The sequence below is a fragment of the Brevibacillus sp. HB1.3 genome, assembly GCF_013186635.1.
Taxonomy (GTDB): Bacteria; Bacillota; Bacilli; order Brevibacillales; family Brevibacillaceae; genus Brevibacillus; species Brevibacillus brevis_D.
Genome location: NZ_JABMIT010000001.1, coordinates 191,852 through 210,724 on the forward strand (window position 1 = coordinate 191,852; position 18,873 = coordinate 210,724).

Below are 18,873 nucleotides of genomic sequence, written 5' to 3' on the forward strand. Positions count from 1 at the left end.
CCTAAAAGAAGGCTTTTCCCTCACACATCCATAATAATCGGCAGGATCATGGGTCTGCGCTTTGTTTTGGCATACACAAATTTCCCAATTGACTCCCGCATCCCTTGCTTCAGGCGGTTCCACTGACTCACATTCGCTTCCTGCAAATTGGTGATCACCTCGGATGCAAGTCGAGTCGCTTCTTCCAACAGGCCCTCTGATTCCGGGGCATGAATGAATCCGCGGGAAATAAGGTCTGGACCCGACAAAATCTTGCCGTCAGTTTTACTGCGCGTCACAACGATTACGAGAATGCCATCTTCCGAAAGATGTTTGCGATCCCGTAATATTCCATTCCCTACATCCCCGATTCCTAAACCATCCACCAAGGTATTGCCGGCAGGGATTTTTCTTTCTTGCACAGCCACACCATCCTGAATATCCACGACATCCCCATTATTTATTATGAAAATGGACTCGAAATCAACGCCGACGGATTCAGCCAACTGACGATGTTGATGGAGCATCCGATACTCGCCGTGAATGGGGATAAAGTATTGTGGCTTCATGAGAGTCAGCATGAGCTTCAATTCTTCCTGGAAGCCATGACCGGATACATGCATGCCTGTTCCAGAGCCATATATAACATTCGCTCCCATAATAAACAAGTTGTCGACGATGCGCGCTACATTTCGTTCGTTCCCTGGAATGGGGGAGGAAGAGAGGATGACGGTATCGCCGCGTTCTACTTTTACGTGCCGATACCCGGAGGTCGACAACCGTGATAAAGCAGCCATGGGTTCGCCTTGACTTCCAGTGCATAGAATAGCGACACGGGCCGGATCGAGCTCGCCTACTTCTTCTATTTCCACCAGCATGCCTTCCGGGATATGCAAATAGCCTTGTTCCGATGCAATTTTGACCACATTGACCATACTTCGGCCCAATAATGCCAGCTTTCGATTCGTCGCTTCTACGGCATCAATGACTTGTTGAAGACGGTATACATTGGAGGCAAACGTTGAGACAAATATTTTCTGATGTGCCTTACTGAATGCTTCTAACAAACGATCGCCCACGTGTTTTTCTGATGGAGTAAAGCCTGGGCGCTCCGCATTGGTACTCTCCGACAACAAGGCCAATACACCTTTCTGCCCGATTTCAGCCATTCTGTGCAAATCGGGGGATTGCTTATGCACAGGTGTTAAATCAAATTTAAAATCGCCAGTATGCACAATAGCGCCTGCTTTTGTTTCAAATACAACACCCAAGCAATCTGGAATGCTATGGTTCGTCTGAAAAAAGCTGATTGTGAGTGATCCAAATGAAATGGTAGAGTCACGATCAATGGAGATGAGGGTGGACTGATGAAGCAAATTATGCTCCTTCAGCTTTAATTCGATAAGACCTAACGTTAAGCGAGTACCGTAAACAGGGACATTTAATTGTCGCAAAAAATATGGGATACCCCCGATGTGATCCTCATGCCCATGCGTGACGATCAAGGCGCGTACTTTTTCTTGATTTTCTAGCAGATAACTAATGTCCGGTATGATCAGATCAATTCCTAAATAACTCTCATCCGGAAACTTCGAGCCACAATCGATGAGGACAATTTCATCCCCATATTGAATCCCATACATGTTTTTGCCGATTTCATATACTCCTCCTAAAGCAAAAATAGAAAGAGCTTCATTCCATGCATTCATAGCAGTAATGACCTCCCCAAAGGATCTTGTGGTTACTTTTACCTATTGGAATGCTGAGTATGTATGGATAACAGGTGAGATCAAGAATCAAGAGGCAAAAATGGATGAATGAAGCAATCTGGAGTCGGGCACACTGGGGTAAGACTCATTTTGGAAGGGAGCAGCTCCGGTGAAAACCAAACGATTTCTTTTCCGCTTATTTCTATTGATTGCGATTGCGGCTGGGGTGGAATGGTTTGTGTACGCGAACCAACAAGCGCAAACCGAAGTGGTAGCAGACGAGTCGCACGCTCATCATGCAGCGCCGACACTCGCTGTGACGCATACCCTTGTAAAAGATGATTTGCAACTCAAATTGGCCGTTACGAACTTTTCTTTTTCTATCGAAAACATGGGGAAAGAAAACAAGCACGGGGAAGGCCATGTTCATTTGTACCTCGATGGGAAAAAAATCGCCAAAGTATTTGAGCCTAGCTATGTCATGAAGGATATCCCTGCTGGGAAGCATGAGGTCAAGGTAGAATTGGCACATAATAACCACGAGTCGTATGGTGTAGCAGAGAGCTTTTCCATTGAGGTAAAGCCCTGATAAGCAAGGGTAACTGTTGGGAAAAGGAAAAAAGCCGACTTCGATGCGCCTTGTGGCTTTCGAACTGTCGGCTTTTTTCGTGAATAGACTAGCGCATGAGTACGCTAACTTTTGCTTGCTGGTCTGGCAGGGCAATCACCAAAGTTGGATAGCTGATGACTTGGATTTTCATCGAACCCGGAGCTGGTGCTTGTACCCGAACGTGTACGGCAAAGTCATGAGGGCCAGTCCGCTTGACTTGGTCCGCCACTAAACGATATCCTCCTGTAGGGCGCTGTCCCGCACCCACGACTACATAGGATTTTCCATTGGCACGAACGATGGTGTGTCCACCATTTTTTCGAACGGTCTTCAAAGCTTCCTGCACAGCCGGAGGATAGGGAGCAGCAACGGCCTCATAACCAGCATTTGCTTGTACAGCCTCTTTCGCCACAGGCTCAGATACGATAGGATGTTGAGGTGACAAGACTTGTGTACCGGTTACTGCCAAGGTTGCGGTTAAGAGTAAACTAGGAAATACTTGCAACATCAAAATCCCTCCAATTGATAAAAGTAATGAATCGATCATCATATAGACTGAGGTGACAGGCGTGCGTGTGAAGGATTCGCTGGAATACCTGTCCGAATCAACGCGACAAGCGATTCTACATGAACAGACCAAACGATATCAGATTGCCGAAGAGCAAGACTTAACAGCGAGATTATTGGACCCCGTTTTTATTGGCCAAGCATGGGAACAGGCAGATGAGCTTGAACGAACCGTGATCCGGCTTTTCGTAACCAAAGCGACGAGAGGCTTTTTTAGCAAACGAACGTGGGAACGCGAAACGGCAAAAGAGCACAGGCATCTGTCAGTCGGCTTGACGAAATTGCGACGGCTTGGACTGATCTTGACTGTACGGAAAATGTGGAGTGAAATCGGCTATTTGATGCCACAAGAGGTTCGGGAACAGCTGACGAATCAAATGCTGCCGGAGGCCTCTGCGGCTTTTGTTTCTCTTTCAAAAACGCTCCCTTATTATATATCAGCAGGCAGAGGGATACAGCTGGATCTTTTTGGGCTTTTGTTGTTTGTTCGAGACAACCACATTCCCATTACGCAAAAAGGAAGCATTCATCGCAGGATGTCGCAAAAAATGCTGCCGCTACTCTCGTTTACAGACGAGCATGTAAAAGGAATCGTAATTCCACCGCTCGATCAGGAACAAAGAGAGGGCTTATCCTTGACGGTTGTTCTTGATATTGCGCTCAGACTTGGCTTGGTGTATAGGGAGGAGCGAGAACTCGTACTCGATCTCCACCGAACGAAGCAATGGCTGCATCAACCGCCGCTCGTACGTTGGGAAGAGTTGTACCAACTCGTCATGGAACAATTTTTGCCGCACGGTGACTGGTGGGAATTTTTCATTCAATTGATGAGACAGGTTCCTGTCGAGCAATGGTGTTCCATTCATGAACAATTACGCATGCTAAAAGAAGCAGGATTTCCTTTGCCAGACAATGCAGAGGAGCTGATTGTGGAGCAATGGCTGCATGTACTGTTAGGCATGGGATGGATTCAGCTCGGAATGGACGAGGAGCGTGGGATTTTTTGGCGTTGGAGCAGCTTGCCGCGATTATCGTTGGAGGAAGGCTGGTTTGTGGATCCCACAGGTGCCATTACAATCCCTCCGCTTGTCCCGTTGTTGGATGTTTGGGAGATCAGTCAATTTTGCCAGCTCCAATTTGATGGGCAATTGATTCGGGGTGAATTGCAAGCAAGGCTGTTGCAAGCGTATTTGGCGCAAGGAGGGACGGAGGAGCAAGTCATTGAAAAGCTCCGAGCCTCCTGTGTTCATCCGTTGCCTGAGAGCTTGGTTGAGGTTGTGAGCCAATGGGCGAGAACAGCGAGGCAGATTCAAATAGAGCCGTACTTCCTTGTGCGGACAGCACATGCAGGATTTCTGGAGGAATGGCGCGAAATTCCTGACTTTCGCCCATTTCTTACCCAAGTGATCTCGCCAACTTCGTTTTTGATTCCTTTCTCGCAGGAAAAAGAATTAATCCGTTTACTACGACACTTTGGTTATGAGCCGCAAGTGCTATCACATGTTGCTAGTGCAAGCAAAGAGCTCCAGCCACTCCCAAACAGTCACGCGGGGAATAAGGGCTTGCTTCTCATCGAACGGCCTTGGGACGGTTATGCTATAGAAAACACGTTCCCTGAGCAAAATGAGCAGATCGCAGCCCTTCCCAAAATGTGGACGAAGCATTTTCAATCGTATCATCCACAATCCATGCGGGATTTGTTTAAGCGCGCAATCGAACTGAAGCTGGAAGTCGAGATCCAGCAAGGTGGAAAAGAAAAGCTGCAAGGGCTACCGACAGAAGTACGCCTGGAAATGGGGTACTGGATGGTTACGATTGCTGGACAGGGAGGCAAACAGTGTTACCGTCTCGATAGCATCGAGCGAGTGCGCATTGTAGTGCCCGAATATCTGTACTAAGGGTGTGCATCGTGATACAATCAGGAATGACGTAAAGTTTCAAGCTTTGCGGCGAAAGGAGGTCTCGCTTTATGGAAACATTGGAAGCAGTGGATATGACGCAGTTGATCATGGGTTCTCATGAGCTGTCCACGATGATTAACCAATCGCGCGAGGTCTCGGAGTATCTGGAGGCCAAACGCCAAGTGGAAGCAGATGAGGAAGTGCAACGTCTGCTCGTCGTGTTCGAGGCTAAGAAGGAACAGTACGAAGATGTGCAACGGTTCGGGAAGTATCACCCGGATTACAATCATATATCCAAAGAAGTACGGGAACTGAAGCGCAACATTGAACTGAGGGATTCCGTACAGGCATTCAAGAGAGCAGAGGATGCTCTGGATGAGCTCTTGTATCAGGTAAGTAGAACCATTGCTCATTCCGTCTCGGAAACGATCAAGGTTCCGAGCAACAATCCATTTTTAGAGGCGCAGGGCAGCGGTTGCGGAACAGGTGGAAGCTGTGGCTGTAGCGTGAAAAAGCCATCGTAATTTACGCTGTTCCCGATTCATTTTGGCGTAACAGAAAGCAGTCTTCACAAAGATTGCCGCAGCAAAATTGCTTTTCGTCAGGTACGCGAAAGCGGAAGCGATACACATGCTGTACGTCATCAGAACGCACGTAAATGCATTCTGGCTGTAATTTGGTATCAGTGGTCAGGCGCTCTCCTGTCTCCATGAGCTGGTTTGTAAGCAGAGGAGCAGGGAGCGTACTGCATACATAGAAAAAGAGCTGGCCAGCATAGGTTTGCCAACTGCTATGGGTCACGATTTTTTCGCGGTGAAGCGCTTCCTCGAATTGATGATAAAACGTAGCCAGCATAGACCACGATTCCTTTCTGTATAAGCTATCACCAGTAAGTATACCACGATTAGGAAGGAGACCGACGGCAAAACATGAGAGAGCGACGTCTGGGGGTCGCCGTGTGGGTGAAAAACACGCGTGCCGCCAAAAATTTACGCAAATTTGGCACCATTCATTACATCTCCAAGCGCTTAAATTACGTTTCGATGTATGTGGATGCCAATTTGTTGGACGAAACGATTCGTATTATGGAGAAGCTGCACTTTGTAACGAAAATTGAACGTTCCCATCGCCATGAGATCCCGGTAGAGTACAACAATGCCAGACCGGATAAGGCAAAGGAATACGATTATAAACAAGAAAAGAACCAGGTAATGGCACTAGCAGAGACTTTACAGACAGAAGAAAGCAGTCAAGCAACCGTTGGTTCGACATAGTTGTTCATAAGCTGCCATTTTTCGGCAGCTTTTTTGCTTTTGTTAAACTGGCGTACATGGTATGCTAAAGTGGAAGAAAACGAGCAGCCACGCGTATGAATGCGTTTTCAAATGATAGAGTAGCGAAAGAAAGGTGAGCATACATGATTCATCTGGATATTAACTGCGATATGGCAGAGGGCTTCAGCAGAGGTCGACAATCAGAGGATTTGGGGATTATGAAATGGATCACCTCCGTTAATATTGCTTGCGGATTGCATGCAGGGGATCCCCATATTATTTGCAGAACAATCGAAGCCGCACTCAAGCATGATGTGAAAATCGGGGCACATCCCGGTTATGCAGATATTCAAGGATTCGGACGTCGTTCGATGAACTTGTCTGTCAATGAAGTGTATGAGCTGGTGTTGTATCAAATTGCAGCCTTGGCAGGTACTACAAAAGCACTCGGCGGGGAGCTTCACCATGTGAAATTGCATGGCGCGTTGTATAACGAAGCGGCCGAGCGGCCAGAGCTCGCAGAAGCGGTTGTCCAAGCCATTGCAGATATTGATGAAGATCTGATCCTCTATGCACTGTCTGGCAGCAAGCTTGTAGAAGCAGGCTTGGAACACGGGCTTCAAGTGGCAGAGGAAGTATTTGCAGAGCGGGCTTATTTGCCGAATGGTCGATTGGCGCCGCGTGAGCTGGAAGGAAGCGTACTGATCAGCAAGGAAGAACGTATGGAGCAGACACGACAGCTCGTTTTAAAACAAAGAGTAATGACGGTCAATGGCGAGCACATTGACTTGGCGGCCGATACCCTTTGTGTCCATCATGAGAGCCATGACGTACTGCAATTCCTCGGCGAAGTACATAAGTGGGCAAAACAAAACGATGTGAAAATTGAACCAATCACAGCTCGATAGGTAAAAAGCCATCCAGCAATGCCAACCCATTATCGGGAAATGGACGTTGCTGAATGGCTTTTTTCATTTTTTCGTTCTTTGATTGTGCCATTATCGATCAGGAAAATGACATCAGCGAGCTTCTCGGCTTCTTCACGATCATGGGTGACCAACAGAAAAGGGATGTTCCACATGGCGTGAAGGCGAAGTAACTCATCCTGGCATTGTTTACGCGTATCTGCATCCAGGGCCGATAAAGGCTCATCAAGGAGCAGAATATCTGGTTCAGTCGCAAGTGCACGTACGAGTGCCACCCGTTGTTTTTGTCCCCCGGATAACTGGTGAGGATATTTTTGCAACAGATGATCGATTCCCACTGAGGACAACAATGGAGCCAAATTCAGTTCATGCCCCTTTTTTAAGCCGTATCGAACATTTTGCTCGACGGTCATGTGAGGGAACAGTGCATAATCTTGAAATAAATAGCCGATGCTGCGATTTTGTACAGGAAGCGGCTTCTGTCCTTCGCGATAAAAGACGTTCTCGTTTAATTGGATCACGCCAGTATCAGGATGAACCAGACCTGCAATACTGTTCAATATGGTTGTTTTGCCAGAGCCGGATGGTCCAAACAGCACAGCAATTTCCTTTTGCACCGTAAAGGACACATCCAAAATAAAATCAGGCAAACGCTTCTGTATGTCGAGAAAGAGCAATTCCATTCACCTGCCTTACTTTTGATTGGCGTACCTGCGCACATTGCGACGACTCCACCAATTCAGCCAGAGAGTCGTACCCATCCCCAAGGAAACAATAATGATGACCCAAAACAATGCCTTATCCATTTGACCAGCCTCAACAGCAAAATAAATGGCGACGGGAATCGTATCGGTTTTCCCAGGGATGTAGCCTGCGAGCATCAGCGTAGCACCAAACTCCCCTAAACCACGGGCAAAAGAAAGAACAAATCCAGCCAATAGGCCAGGCCAAGCCAAGGGAAAGGTAACGGTCCAGAATAAGCGCCATTCCGAAGCCCCCATCGTGCGTGCCGCATTCTCCAAGCGACGATCCACTCCTGTGAAGGCAGCGACTGCACTCTGATACATCAGCGGAAAGGAAACGACAATCGAGGCAATAACGGCGCCTGTCAGGGTAAAGACGACGGTAATATTGAACCAATCATGCAGAAGCTGACCGAGAAAACCGTTTTTCCCGAAAAGCAGCAACAGACCGAAGCCAACAACAGTGGGGGGGAGGACAAGCGGAAGCAAAAAGAAGGACTCCAGCACATTCTTCCCCCAAAAATCCTTTTGTGTCATCCATCTTGCAGAAACCATTCCGAGGATAAAAACAAAGGAGGTGGAGAGCGCAGCAACTTTAAGGGAGAGCATCAAAGGAGTAAGATTTGTTTCAATCACGCTTGCCACCTCCATTCCGTTCGTTTATTGAAATCCGTACTTCTGTAAGATCGCTTTTCCTTTGTCGCTTGTCAAGTAGGCTAGAAAAGCTTTTGCTGCATCTTGGTTCTTCGATGCGCTGACGACCGCACCTGGATAAACGATCGGCTTGTGCCATTCAGGCTTGGCTGTCGCCAATACCTTAACATCTTTCGAAGCGGCAGCATCACTGGAATAGACAATACCGACATCCGCGTTACCGGATTCTACGAAGGTCAAAACTTGGCGAACATCGCTGCCAAATACCATTTGTGCGGAAAGAGAATCCCACATTTTCAGCGTATCCAATGTTTCTTTCGCATATCGCCCAGCTGGGACTGTCTCAGGCTCACCGACGGCAATATGCTTGATCGCTGCGTTGTTCAGTTCTTCAAAAGAAGAGATAGCGACAGCACTTTTGTTACCTGCAATGAGAACAAGCGAGTTTTTGGTGAAGTCTTGGCGTGTGTCTTTGGCGATTAGTTGCTGTTCTTCTAGACCGTCCATGTCTTTTTTGCTAGCAGACAAAAATACGTCAGACGGAGCACCTTGCGTAATTTGTGTGGCGAGTTTGCCCGAGCCACCGAAGTTAAAGGTGAGAGTCGTTCCTGGGTGTTCCGTTTCGTATTGCGTTTTCAACTCATTCAAGGCATCCGTCAAGCTAGCAGCAGCAGAAATCATCAGTTCTACTTTTACTGCATCGGTTTTGGCTGGTTCAGTTGCTTGTGGTGCGGTTTGTGTTGTCGAGCAAGCAGTTAGCATCAAGCAAAATGCTGTCAATAAGGCAAACCAATGCTTCTTCATAAAAAAGACCTCCATAATTATATTTAGTTATAAGTAATTATAACTGGGCATAACTAGATTATATGGATTCGTAATGAATAATCAATTGCGATTTTACGACACTTGTTTGACAATAGAGCAAAGGGGATAACGGAGGCGGGACATGAGTCAACAAAATTCTTACACCACCGAAGAAATAGCGAAAATTTTACGTATTTCCAAGCTAACAGTCTACGATCTCATAAAAAAAGGAGAGCTGCCCGCATATCGCGTCGGTCGGCAAATGCGTGTAGACGAAAGTGATCTGGAAGCGTACAAGGCGAAGGCAAAAGGAGTATACAGACAAGCCTCAGCCGTTAGCATCCCGCAGACAGAACAAGCCCAACAATCGGCACGATATGAGCAGAGTGGTACAGGCCGCAATATCATTATTAGCGGGCAGGATGTGAGCTTGGACCTACTGGCGGGCCATTTGGAGAAAAAGGATGAGGCATACCGACCGCTTCGCTCGTACGTGGGCTCTCTGAACAGCCTCGTGGCAATGTATACGGGTAAAGCTGATATCGTCAGCACGCACTTGTACGATGGGGATACCAATGAATACAATGTCCCGTATATTCGTCGCATTTTGTGTGGACATCGTTTTGTTGTCATCAATATGTTGTCACGTTGGGCCGGATTCTACGTACAGGCAGGTAATCCAAAACAGATCAAAGCATGGGGTGATTTTACGAAGCCGGGCATCCGCATGGTCAATCGGGAAAAAGGGTCCGGTGCACGAACGTTGATTGAAGAGCAGTTTCGACTGGCAAAGATAGCGGGGAGTGACGTGATTGGCTATGAACGGGAAGAGTCCAATCATCTGGCAGTCGCAGGAGTCGTGGCCCGGCGCGAGGCAGATGTAGGAGTGGGCATTGAAAAGGCGGCTTCACTCGTGGGAGTGGAGTTTGTCCCAACTGTGCGTGAGCGATATGACCTCGTCTTGTTGAAAAACAAGGACAACGATCAGCTCATTCAGGCTGTTCTTGATGTTCTCGGGTCGCGTCCATTTCAAAAGGAATTGGAAGCAGTTGGGGGCTATGATCTTAGCCAGACCGGAAAAATTATGTACGAAACCTGGTAAATACTAAAGAAAGCTGCCAATCATTACGATACAATGAGTGGCGGCTTTTTTTATTTTCAGCAGATACAGATGATTGTCAAATATGGCAGTTTCTCTACAGAATCTCCTGAATTTCTACTCAGCTTGACATATATTTGCTACAATGAAACAAAAACATTTAGCGCCTGCCGCCGGGCGGTTTATTATTTGGGGGCTGTCATGAAATCACTACATAAAACGAGCTTACTAGTATGTGTGACGATCCTCATTTTTTTTGGCTCAGTTGGAGTCGTCGCGTATTGGCCAGCTATTTCTCAAATCATTGCCATGAATCATTCATCTGAGGAGGCGCAAAAGTTCGTTGATCCATTTTCTTATGATCCGCCTCTGCCGTCTTATGTTAAGGATTTGAACCCTGTCTATAAGATTCAAGCTGAATTACATACGTCCGAAGCAAAAATAACGGGAAACATGACCTTGGAGTTCGACAATCCGAAAACGCCAGATGTACGATTGTATATTTACGATTACCTTTGGAACAAAATGACGGTGAAGTCGATTCGCTACAAGGACAAGCCGCTTTCTTTTGAACGTGGTCAATCGCTGGTGAAGCTGGCAAATCCGCTTGGCAAGGAGCTCCGTGGCGCTTTAACCATTGAATTCGAGAACCCGGTTCCACGCAGAGGCACACGTTTTGGGGTGAAAGACGATATTTGGACGTTGACGACATGGTACCCGATGCTCGGTGCCCAAAATCAAAAAGGCGTTTGGTATGACCCACCGCAACGCGTTGATTTTGGTGATCCATTCGTTTACCACTATGGAGATTATGATGTGTCATTTACTTCTCCACAAGGCTATAAATGGGTCAGTTCATGGGGCAGAGGGCAAACGAAGTCAATCGGTGGCAATAAGCAGCAAGTCCATTATCAAGCAAAAAAATTGTTGAACTTTGGGCTGGTGGGAAGTCCTCTTTATCACATTGAAACGATTCAATTTGCTCCGAATTTAACGGTTGACATTGCTTCCGTTGATAAAGGCAACATTGAAAGAATCAAAACCATTGCTCAATCGGTCTTTCCTACTTTCATCGATATGTATGGGCCGTTGCCGTATCCGAACGTGGCGATTGCGGAAACAAGTACGGGGACGACGTACGCTATGGAATACGCAAACCTCGCCGTATTCAAAAGAGACATGCATTACAACAATCTGATTGATCATTGGCTGCCGCATGAGGTGGGGCATCTTTGGTGGTACAACAGTGTGGCTACATTGGAGTCCTCGCATGGGTGGCTTGATGAGGGTCTGGTGGAGCTGGGTGTGTCTCATTACTTGCAGAAACGTTATGGTGCCCAATCAGCTACGACTCTGCTGGATACGTACAACAGGGATGTCAAACGTTTACAAGAGCGTTATCCAAATGGAAAGCTCGACAAGCCATTGCAGAAGTTTTCTACCGAGGAAGAGTTTAAGCTGACCTGGTATTCTCGGGGAGCACTTCTGTTCGACAACCTGCGCCGCAAAATCGGTGACGATGCCTATAAGCGATTCTTACAGCGCGTCCAGCAAAATTATCATGGCAGTGTCATTGGTGCAGAGCATCTCGATCAGGCGCTTGGACAAACCTTGCAAGGGGAAGCCAAATATTTCACCCTGTATACCAATAGTGCAAATAAGAATGGCTTTGGTGCTGTACAACTGGAACCTTATATCACCACAATCATCAATAACATGAGCTTTTATCCATCGATTCCTGCTCGGGTCACCCACAAGACGGTTTATATTCCGTTGCGTGAGCTCGGCGAGAAAATGGGAGTAGCGATTAGCTGGGATGACAAGAAACAAATGATCCGCGTAAAAGGAAATGGACGCGAAGTATTTATAAAGGAACGGGAGCGCTTTGCTGAAGTGGATGGCAAGCGAATAGATTTAGGTAGCCCGCTAATTGAAATCAAAGAACGTACGATGGTTCCACTGTCTTTTTTTGAAAAAGCATTGGGATATGAGACGGAGTATAATCAGCAACAAAAAACAGTGAAGATTAATACCTACCCAACGATTGGAAAGGGGCAGTAATGAAATGAAAAACCTGGTGTTAGTCGGATTTATGGGAACGGGAAAAACCACGGTTGGCGCCGCACTCGCTGCCTCTTTAGAAATGAAGCATACGGACTTGGATGATGCAATCGTAGAATGGGAAGGTCGCAGTATTCCAGAAATCTTCACGGATCAAGGTGAAGCGTATTTCCGTGACGTCGAGACGAAACGTCTGGCGCAATTATTAGCTGTAGGATCTCAGGTAGTAACAACTGGGGGAGGAGCTGTATTACGGAAGCAAAACGTAGAGATGATGTTGGAGCATGGCATCGTAATCGCGCTGCATGCTACGGAAGAAGAGCTCATCAAGCGTTTGGAAAAGGATACAGGCCGTCCGTTGTTGGCAGGAGGAGTCGCGACAAGGGTAAAAACCTTAATGGCGGAGCGCGCAGGTGTATATGATTTCGCGCCCATTCAGGTGGAGACGACAGGAAAGAGCCTTTCCGATATTGTACTGGAAATTACGAGGCAAGTGGTTGAAAGAACACAGGACGGGGAACAATAGAGGGGACAGCGCTTGCGCCGTGGTGTGAACCGCGAGTAAGAAGGAGGTCAAGTGCGATGTCCTTTCAGGAATATTTAAAGTACCTGACGAAACTGTTTGTTCAGTACATGGATACTCCAAAAGATGAACGCCGTTTACGTAAGACTCCACGCGAGTCCTGGTCGTCACGCTGGTTTGGTGCCATTCCGATGTCCATACGACTGTTGTGGCGCAAATAAAATTGGTGGAATCTATCATGAACGAGGCGGAGGGTGCATATGGCGAGAGTAGCGGTAGAAAATTCCTTGTCTGAAGTGTGCAAGATGCTGCGTCAAAATGGTTACGAAGTTGTTGATTTAGGCAACTGGCAGCAGGTGGTAGATGCGATTGTCATTACAGGACAGGATATCAACGTACTGGGTGATCAAAACAAAACGATTACAGGAGCTCCCGTCATTAATGCAGAGGGAATGACCGCCCATGAAATTTTTCATGCCGTTCATGAGCGTCTCTCTCCTACAGAACATCGGTGAATAGAAAACGTAAAAAACAAGCTCTCCAACCGGTTATTCGGCAGGAGAGCTTGTTTCGTTTACGAAAAATCGTCCGACCCGATGGGCATATGAATACGGGACAAAGCGCAGGCCCTCATCCCATACACCGACATAAGCGTTTTGGTCATTCCATAAATGCAGGGAACCGACGACAAAGGGGGCCAAAACCTGTGACTGGTGAATCGGGACGGCTAATGTTACCGGTGAGGCATAATTTTGTTTCCACAATTGGTTCCAGGACACGTCTGTATCCGTTGTACTCAATTGGCTGACCCACCCGATATGATCAAAAGGATCAGACTCGGCTGCGCTTAAAATTCTCATTTGTGTCAGGCGTTGGCCATTTTGTATGAGCTGCTCGCCTGCGAAAGCATCGACAGCGGGCTCGCTAATTTGAAAGGAAGTGGGATACATTTCTCCTGTTTTTGCATTGACCATTTGTGTATCTGACTTCTGGGTGATCAGCCAGTAGGAAGCGAACCCGTCATAAACGGGCTCCGCCGCGATTTCCTTCGGAGCAAAGGCGTCATCGAACAAGATGTACTCCCCGACACCGTATTCCAGTAGAACAAATTTCTCATGGGAAGTGGAATCAGGTGATTCCCCTATCACCAAATACCCTACCTGCTTGTCCGCTTTTTTTATACTTACCAGCCATTGATGCTGCCCTGCACCAAGTGTTTGCACATCCGTCTTGGCGTCCTGCCATTGCTTGAATTGAGGGTCTCGGCTTGCGATTGCATCCATCCATTCTCGAATTTGTTTTTGGAACTGCTTGTCCCAGCTTGCTTCGTCTTGCGCATATGCTAGTGAGGAAAGCAGCATGAGAGACAAAAGAGCAGCGATAAAAGGGAGAAATCGTCTGGTCACAACTTTGCACCACCTTTTGTAAAGGCTTAACCTATTCCTATTGTAACCAGCTATGACAAAAAGATTTGTTGCAACGTGTCTTTTCTGTTTCACATTTTCTCGTTGATCTTTTACATGATTCGCCCTGATGCGGGGAGATGTCGCATGCTTTTTGCTTTCGATGACCGCATGAGCGGAGGAGCGGAGGATAAATAGAACAAACCACCGTTGATGAACGAAACCTCGATCCGCGGCTCGTATTGCCATACCAGCTCGTCTTTTCGGCGTTGTCTCTCCTCATCTGGCGTGCTCTTTTTCCACTCTGCTTGATGAATCTCTTCGCGTGGGGTGGTTTGGATTCCGTTTGTACGTAAAAAGTCGAGGATTCGTCCGCCAGACGCCCGGTATTCGTCAAAAGATGTTGGCTGTTCGACAGAAGTTGGTCTAGCTGGATCAGGCTCGGGGTGGAGGGCTTCTTGTTCGAGTGACGGCTGCGCTTCTGTTTGCTCTACTTCTTCTTCGGTTTCGTCTGCTTTTGACTGTTCCTTTTCAGGTTCGCGCCGTGCCAATTCTTCATAGTACGCTTCCAAGATAGCCAATTCTTCGCTTAAACGCGTGCGCGCTTCCTCTGCCCAATGCTGATCTTCTTGTTCCAATGTATGTTCGACTTCCTGTTGTGCCATTTGGAGGGCTTCCTGGATGGTTACCTTTCGATCCAACGTGTAATAGTAGTCAGGGATCGCAGGGGTTAAGGAAAGTGAAAATAAAAACGAAGTGAAATCCGTCACCAACCGCGGCTGATGCAAATTAATCCCCAGGTACAATAAAATGTCACGTCGCTTGTCACAGAGCAGGGAAACCTTCAAATTCATCCCGAGCCAAGGCACGAGAGGGGTTGACCGGCGCTTGCCGGCATTGCCTAAAAGCCCCCCTTGTTGCTCGTACATACAGACAAAGCTGCCATGCTTTTTGGTTGAAGCGAAAATTTGTTGCATACGGGTAGCCCCTAGATGCAGATGCTCGGATCGCAATCCTTCAGGCGTTGAATCCGGATGAAAAGTAAAGGTGAGCACCAATGGCTGATAAGCCAAGTTCATTTTATCCACCCAGCTCCAGTAAAAAGGGCGATTGCCGATATCTTTGTCCACCTCGACGGGGAGTTTGACTGTGAAATAATCCGGGTGAGATTCGACGATATGGGCAGAAAAAGTCGCCAAATAGCGCTCGACAAATTGTCTGACCTGTTGTTGCTGCATCAGGAGACCTCATTTCTTTTTCGTTTCCAACAAGAGTTATTGGTCAGCCGCCTCAGAGAGCGGGACGTCTTCTTTTGTTATTTTGCTTGCTCGAATCGCGTGTCCAATGTTATCGAGCTTTAGCGCCATTTCTTTGGAGGATCGAGAATCCATAATGATTTGAATCAGATTATCTTCCAAGGAGTGGTTTAGATTCAGGCGTTCCACAATATCATCGAGTTCACCGATGACCATTTCAAACAGGTCGATTTTTTCATACAGGAGTTTGAGAATATGCTCCTCGATCGTTCCTGTTGTCGATAAATTGTAAATGTGCACATCCCTTTTTTGTCCTAGCCGATGGACGCGGCCGATTCGTTGCTCCACTCGCATGGGATTCCAAGGCATGTCGTAATTGATGACTTGATTGCAGAACTGCAAATTGATCCCTTCGCCGCCCGCTTCCGTCGCGATCAGGACTTGTGCACGATTTTGGAAAAGATCCGTCATCCAGTCCTTTTTGCTGCGTTTAAAGCCACCGCGGAAGGGGACAGAAGTGATCCCATGGTCGTGCAAATACTTTTGTAAATAGTTTTGTGTTGCCCGGTACTCCGTAAAAATGATCACTTTGTCGTTGATTTGTTGAATGAGCTCAACTGTTTTGGCGGCCTTGGAATGCGTCTCTATTTGTTTGATCATCTCCACTAGCTCAAGAATTTGCGTGCGCAAAGGAGAGTCCTCGCCGGTACGCTGGTGCATGTTATACAGTGTCATAAACGCAGCTTCCTTACTGGAGCAGACCTCACGCTGCAAGGTAATCAGTGCGAGAGAGTTGAAGCCACCAACCCCAAATCCTGTTTGGTATTGCTCGCGGACAAAGCGGGTCACCCCTTCGTACAAGTTCATTTCCTCAGGGGTTAGGTCAATCGGGATCGACTGAACACGACGGCTGGTGAATTGGATACCGCCATCACTTCGTTTGTTGCGAATCATGACCTTTTCAATTTCTTCCCGCAATTTCTCGCTGTTTTTGGATTGGCGTTTGCCCTCTACGTAATTGGTAGAGAAGGTGGATGTATGGCCGAGGTGACCTGGCTTTAACAAATTGATGAGGTTGTACAGCTCGTCCATCTCGTTTTGAATGGGAGTGGCAGTAAGGAGCAGGCAATATTTTTTGCGGATCTCTTTGACGAACTGATAGTTGCGGGTCCGTTTATTTTTGAGTTTATGGGCCTCGTCGATGATGAGCATGTCGTAATCGATGTCGAGTACGTGACGTCTGTGCGGATCGCGTTTTGCTGTATCTATGGATGCGACAACGACTTCGTGCTGCCGCCACATGTATTCTTTTTTTTGCGCGACTGCTGCAATGCCGAATTTTTGATGAAGCTCTTTTGTCCATTGAATCACGAGAGAGGCCGGAACCAGGACGAGAATTTTTTTAGCCAAGCCGCGAACCATATACTCCTTCATGATCAACCCTGCTTCGATCGTCTTTCCCAGACCGACCTCATCTGCGAGAATGGCACGACCACGCATCTCTAACAGGACGCGTTTGGCTGTCTCCAACTGGTGAGGAAATGGTGATAAGAGTGGAAGGTATTTCAGACATTGTAGTTGGTCAAAATCGCGAACAGCCATCGCTTCCTCGGCTTCCAATGAGAGCTTGAACAGCTCCCACTTATCCCAAGGACCATCTTCTTGCATTCGTTCTGTAAGCGGATGGATCCAACTCGTATCAAATGAAATAGGAACATTCGGCATATAAGATACTCCTTTTCATAGCTCTGCCATAACTTTCATGGTTAATGCCAAAAAACTGAACATTTATGTATTGTCAATGTGTTTTGTTAAGTTTTTCTGAATCTGACTGTTAATTTGTATATTTTCAACTTTGAACTCTCATGGTAGGATAAAGAGGTAGTACATCCACTAGTATGGAAATGTTAGCAAAAACTTATGTATGACCATGAAACAACCGCGAATGAAGGTAGTAGGGAGAGACTGCTGGAACGTTTGGCAGCGCCGAAGGAGCAAGCCGGTAACGGTGAATCTCTCAGGCAAAAGTACCTCTACTGGACGCAACTCTGGAGAGAGCTCACATTCATATGAGCCACCAAAGGGGAAACTTGCAAGTGGGAACGATATACCCCCACCTGATTCGCAAGGTAACTCTCAGGTACCAAGGACAGAGGAGGAGAAATGGGCACCATTATTTTGGTGTACCCGTTTTTCCCCCTCTGTTTTGTTTTGGATTCTTATTGTTCACAGGAGGTGCCACATGTCCAATTTGAAACGTACGCCACTATTTGATTCTTATGCAAAGTATGGCGCGAAAACCATCGACTTCGGTGGTTGGGATCTGCCGGTGCAGTTTACAAGCATTGGTCAAGAGCATGAAGCCGTTCGGACAAAAGCTGGTCTATTTGATGTTTCCCATATGGGAGAAGTGGACGTAAAAGGGGAAAACGCTCTTACTTATCTCCAGCGTGTGACTACGAATGACGTGTCTAAGCTGGCAGTCGGGCAGGCGCAGTACAGTGTACTTTGTTACCCAGATGGGGGAACGGTAGACGATCTGCTTGTTTACAAGTATGCAGATGATCATTACTTGCTCGTCATCAACGCGGGGAATATCGACAAAGACTATGCGTGGCTAGAAGAACATCTGATTCCAGGCGTAACGATTGAGAATATTTCGCCACAAACAGCACAAATCGCCATTCAAGGTCCTCTGGCAGAATCCATTCTGCAAAAGCTGACGACTACAGACTTGTCTCAAATCGGTTTTTTCCGTTTTGAGCGTGATGTGCAAGTGAGCGGTATTCCAGGTTTGGTCTCCCGCACTGGCTATACTGGCGAAGATGGCTTCGAGATTTATTTGGATGCCAATCGTGCAGCAGAGCTGTGGGACATCTTGCTGGATGCTGGAAAAGAAGAAGGTCTGTTGCCGTGCGGTCTCGGTGCGCGCGATACGCTTCGTTTTGAAGCCAAGCTGCCACTGTACGGACAAGAGCTCAGCAAAGACATTACGCCGATCGAAGCGGGCATTGGCTTTGCTGTCAAGGTAGACAAAGAGGTGCCGTTCATCGGTCAAGAAGTGCTGAAGGCACAAAAAGAAAACGGTGCCCCACGCAAGCTGGTAGGGATTGAAATGATCGATCGTGGGATTCCGCGCACGCATTACCCTGTCTATGTGGGGGAAGAGCTCATTGGCGAAGTGACGACGGGAACACAATCTCCAACCTTGAAGAAAAACGTCGGTCTCGCTCTCGTAAAAACCGAGCATGCTGCGTTAGGTACACCAGTAGAAGTAGAAATTCGCGGAAAACGTCTGAAAGCAGAAGTTGTTGCCGCTCCATTTTATAAACGCCCAAAAAACTAAACGATCCACCACATACAT

At 47.2% G+C, this 18,873-nt stretch carries 20 protein-coding genes and 2 riboswitches; of the genes, 11 read left to right on the plus strand and 9 right to left on the minus strand.

Annotation, left to right across the window (positions count from 1 at the left end; all coding sequences use genetic code 11):
* Window positions 1-20: 20 nt before the first annotated feature.
* Window positions 21-1,688 carry a ribonuclease J gene (locus HPY31_RS01000; RefSeq protein ID WP_172137754.1) on the minus strand — a complete coding sequence of 556 codons (1,668 nt, stop codon included), beginning with the start codon at window positions 1,686-1,688 and terminating at the stop codon, window positions 21-23.
* Window positions 1,689-1,857: 169 nt separating this feature from the next.
* On the opposite strand from HPY31_RS01000, the gene HPY31_RS01005 reads away from it, so the two are divergent.
* On the plus strand, window positions 1,858-2,277 hold the full coding sequence (locus HPY31_RS01005) for a thioredoxin domain-containing protein (protein WP_172137756.1): 420 nt from the start codon (window positions 1,858-1,860) through the stop codon (window positions 2,275-2,277).
* 88 nt (window positions 2,278-2,365) lie between these two features.
* Here HPY31_RS01005 and HPY31_RS01010 read toward each other — a convergent pair whose 3' ends face one another.
* Window positions 2,366-2,806 carry a protease complex subunit PrcB family protein gene (locus HPY31_RS01010; RefSeq protein ID WP_172137758.1) on the minus strand — a complete coding sequence of 147 codons (441 nt, stop codon included), beginning with the start codon at window positions 2,804-2,806 and terminating at the stop codon, window positions 2,366-2,368.
* A 61-nt stretch (window positions 2,807-2,867) separates the two neighbouring features.
* Here HPY31_RS01010 and HPY31_RS01015 point away from each other — a divergent pair, with 61 nt between their 5' ends.
* Complete coding sequence (locus HPY31_RS01015; protein WP_172138861.1) at window positions 2,868-4,763, plus strand: hypothetical protein; 1,896 nt, start codon at window positions 2,868-2,870, stop codon at window positions 4,761-4,763.
* 71 nt (window positions 4,764-4,834) lie between these two features.
* Window positions 4,835-5,290, plus strand: a complete 456-nt coding sequence (locus HPY31_RS01020) for a YlbF/YmcA family competence regulator (protein ID WP_172137760.1) — start codon at window positions 4,835-4,837, stop codon at window positions 5,288-5,290.
* A 1-nt stretch (window position 5,291) separates the two neighbouring features.
* Here HPY31_RS01020 and HPY31_RS01025 read toward each other — a convergent pair whose 3' ends face one another.
* Window positions 5,292-5,621 (minus strand): hypothetical protein, encoded by a 330-nt coding sequence (locus tag HPY31_RS01025; protein WP_012685983.1) that lies wholly within the window; start codon window positions 5,619-5,621, stop codon window positions 5,292-5,294.
* A gap of 74 nt (window positions 5,622-5,695) precedes the next feature.
* Between HPY31_RS01025 and HPY31_RS01030 the strand changes: the two genes are divergently transcribed.
* Together HPY31_RS01030 and HPY31_RS01035 are read left to right on the plus strand one after the other, a co-directional pair.
* Complete coding sequence (locus HPY31_RS01030) at window positions 5,696-6,040, plus strand: YlbG family protein (protein WP_007725782.1); 345 nt, start codon at window positions 5,696-5,698, stop codon at window positions 6,038-6,040.
* A 143-nt stretch (window positions 6,041-6,183) separates the two neighbouring features.
* On the plus strand, window positions 6,184-6,948 hold the full coding sequence (locus tag HPY31_RS01035; protein ID WP_172137762.1) for a LamB/YcsF family protein: 765 nt from the start codon (window positions 6,184-6,186) through the stop codon (window positions 6,946-6,948).
* Between the two features lie 29 nt (window positions 6,949-6,977).
* Here the strand turns inward: HPY31_RS01035 and HPY31_RS01040 are convergent, their stop codons facing one another.
* From HPY31_RS01040 to modA, 3 genes are read right to left on the minus strand one after another with little or no spacing between them, the layout of a single operon-like run.
* Window positions 6,978-7,643, minus strand: a complete 666-nt coding sequence (locus HPY31_RS01040) for an ABC transporter ATP-binding protein (RefSeq protein WP_172138874.1) — start codon at window positions 7,641-7,643, stop codon at window positions 6,978-6,980.
* Window positions 7,644-7,658: 15 nt separating this feature from the next.
* Window positions 7,659-8,345 carry a molybdate ABC transporter permease subunit gene (modB, locus tag HPY31_RS01045; protein WP_172138872.1) on the minus strand — a complete coding sequence of 229 codons (687 nt, stop codon included), beginning with the start codon at window positions 8,343-8,345 and terminating at the stop codon, window positions 7,659-7,661.
* Window positions 8,346-8,369: 24 nt separating this feature from the next.
* Complete coding sequence (gene modA, locus HPY31_RS01050; RefSeq protein WP_172137764.1) at window positions 8,370-9,167, minus strand: molybdate ABC transporter substrate-binding protein; 798 nt, start codon at window positions 9,165-9,167, stop codon at window positions 8,370-8,372.
* 142 nt (window positions 9,168-9,309) lie between these two features.
* Between modA and HPY31_RS01055 the strand changes: the two genes are divergently transcribed.
* The 5 genes from HPY31_RS01055 (at window position 9,310) to HPY31_RS01075 (ending at window position 13,365) form a co-directional block, all read left to right on the plus strand.
* Entirely contained in the window at window positions 9,310-10,269 is a 960-nt protein-coding gene (locus HPY31_RS01055) for a helix-turn-helix transcriptional regulator (RefSeq protein WP_172137766.1), read from the plus strand.
* Between the two features lie 198 nt (window positions 10,270-10,467).
* Window positions 10,468-12,327 carry a stalk domain-containing protein gene (locus HPY31_RS01060; protein WP_172137768.1) on the plus strand — a complete coding sequence of 620 codons (1,860 nt, stop codon included), beginning with the start codon at window positions 10,468-10,470 and terminating at the stop codon, window positions 12,325-12,327.
* A 4-nt stretch (window positions 12,328-12,331) separates the two neighbouring features.
* The gene (locus HPY31_RS01065) at window positions 12,332-12,853 is read left to right on the plus strand and encodes a shikimate kinase (protein WP_172137770.1); all 522 of its coding nucleotides are present in this window, start codon (window positions 12,332-12,334) and stop codon (window positions 12,851-12,853) included.
* A gap of 56 nt (window positions 12,854-12,909) precedes the next feature.
* On the plus strand, window positions 12,910-13,071 hold the full coding sequence (locus HPY31_RS01070) for a YqzE family protein (RefSeq protein ID WP_007725773.1): 162 nt from the start codon (window positions 12,910-12,912) through the stop codon (window positions 13,069-13,071).
* Window positions 13,072-13,110: 39 nt separating this feature from the next.
* Window positions 13,111-13,365, plus strand: a complete 255-nt coding sequence (locus HPY31_RS01075; protein ID WP_012685991.1) for a YkuS family protein — start codon at window positions 13,111-13,113, stop codon at window positions 13,363-13,365.
* Window positions 13,366-13,398: 33 nt separating this feature from the next.
* Here HPY31_RS01075 and HPY31_RS01080 read toward each other — a convergent pair whose 3' ends face one another.
* From HPY31_RS01080 to HPY31_RS01090, 3 genes are all read right to left on the minus strand, one after another.
* Window positions 13,399-14,256: a hypothetical protein gene (locus HPY31_RS01080; RefSeq protein WP_172137772.1), complete on the minus strand. Its 858-nt coding sequence runs from the start codon at window positions 14,254-14,256 to the stop codon at window positions 13,399-13,401.
* Window positions 14,257-14,366: 110 nt separating this feature from the next.
* The gene (locus tag HPY31_RS01085; RefSeq protein ID WP_172137774.1) at window positions 14,367-15,491 is read right to left on the minus strand and encodes a YqhG family protein; all 1,125 of its coding nucleotides are present in this window, start codon (window positions 15,489-15,491) and stop codon (window positions 14,367-14,369) included.
* Between the two features lie 36 nt (window positions 15,492-15,527).
* Complete coding sequence (locus HPY31_RS01090; protein WP_172137776.1) at window positions 15,528-17,234, minus strand: DEAD/DEAH box helicase; 1,707 nt, start codon at window positions 17,232-17,234, stop codon at window positions 15,528-15,530.
* 221 nt (window positions 17,235-17,455) lie between these two features.
* Window positions 17,456-17,551, plus strand: a riboswitch (glycine riboswitch).
* A gap of 1 nt (window position 17,552) precedes the next feature.
* A riboswitch (glycine riboswitch) is annotated at window positions 17,553-17,672 on the plus strand.
* A 79-nt stretch (window positions 17,673-17,751) separates the two neighbouring features.
* Here HPY31_RS01090 and gcvT point away from each other — a divergent pair.
* Window positions 17,752-18,855: a glycine cleavage system aminomethyltransferase GcvT gene (gcvT, locus tag HPY31_RS01095; RefSeq protein ID WP_172137778.1), complete on the plus strand. Its 1,104-nt coding sequence runs from the start codon at window positions 17,752-17,754 to the stop codon at window positions 18,853-18,855.
* Window positions 18,856-18,873: the final 18 nt, after the last annotated feature.

Excerpts from the sequence above, each read along its gene's own strand:
- HPY31_RS01000 (WP_172137754.1), bottom strand. The coding sequence starts at position 1,688 with ATGAATGCATGGAATGAAGCTCTTTCTATTTTTGCTTTAGGAGGAGTA.
- HPY31_RS01010 (WP_172137758.1), bottom strand. The coding sequence starts at position 2,806 with ATGTTGCAAGTATTTCCTAGTTTACTCTTAACCGCAACCTTGGCAGTA.
- HPY31_RS01020 (WP_172137760.1), top strand. The coding sequence starts at position 4,835 with ATGGAAACATTGGAAGCAGTGGATATGACGCAGTTGATCATGGGTTCT.
- HPY31_RS01025 (WP_012685983.1), bottom strand. The coding sequence starts at position 5,621 with ATGCTGGCTACGTTTTATCATCAATTCGAGGAAGCGCTTCACCGCGAA.
- HPY31_RS01030 (WP_007725782.1), top strand. The coding sequence starts at position 5,696 with ATGAGAGAGCGACGTCTGGGGGTCGCCGTGTGGGTGAAAAACACGCGT.
- HPY31_RS01035 (WP_172137762.1), top strand. The coding sequence starts at position 6,184 with ATGATTCATCTGGATATTAACTGCGATATGGCAGAGGGCTTCAGCAGA.
- modA (WP_172137764.1), bottom strand. The coding sequence starts at position 9,167 with ATGAAGAAGCATTGGTTTGCCTTATTGACAGCATTTTGCTTGATGCTA.
- HPY31_RS01055 (WP_172137766.1), top strand. The coding sequence starts at position 9,310 with ATGAGTCAACAAAATTCTTACACCACCGAAGAAATAGCGAAAATTTTA.
- HPY31_RS01060 (WP_172137768.1), top strand. The coding sequence starts at position 10,468 with ATGAAATCACTACATAAAACGAGCTTACTAGTATGTGTGACGATCCTC.
- HPY31_RS01065 (WP_172137770.1), top strand. The coding sequence starts at position 12,332 with ATGAAAAACCTGGTGTTAGTCGGATTTATGGGAACGGGAAAAACCACG.
- HPY31_RS01070 (WP_007725773.1), top strand. The coding sequence starts at position 12,910 with ATGTCCTTTCAGGAATATTTAAAGTACCTGACGAAACTGTTTGTTCAG.
- HPY31_RS01075 (WP_012685991.1), top strand. The coding sequence starts at position 13,111 with ATGGCGAGAGTAGCGGTAGAAAATTCCTTGTCTGAAGTGTGCAAGATG.
- HPY31_RS01085 (WP_172137774.1), bottom strand. The coding sequence starts at position 15,491 with ATGCAGCAACAACAGGTCAGACAATTTGTCGAGCGCTATTTGGCGACT.
- HPY31_RS01090 (WP_172137776.1), bottom strand. The coding sequence starts at position 17,234 with ATGCCGAATGTTCCTATTTCATTTGATACGAGTTGGATCCATCCGCTT.
- gcvT (WP_172137778.1), top strand. The coding sequence starts at position 17,752 with ATGTCCAATTTGAAACGTACGCCACTATTTGATTCTTATGCAAAGTAT.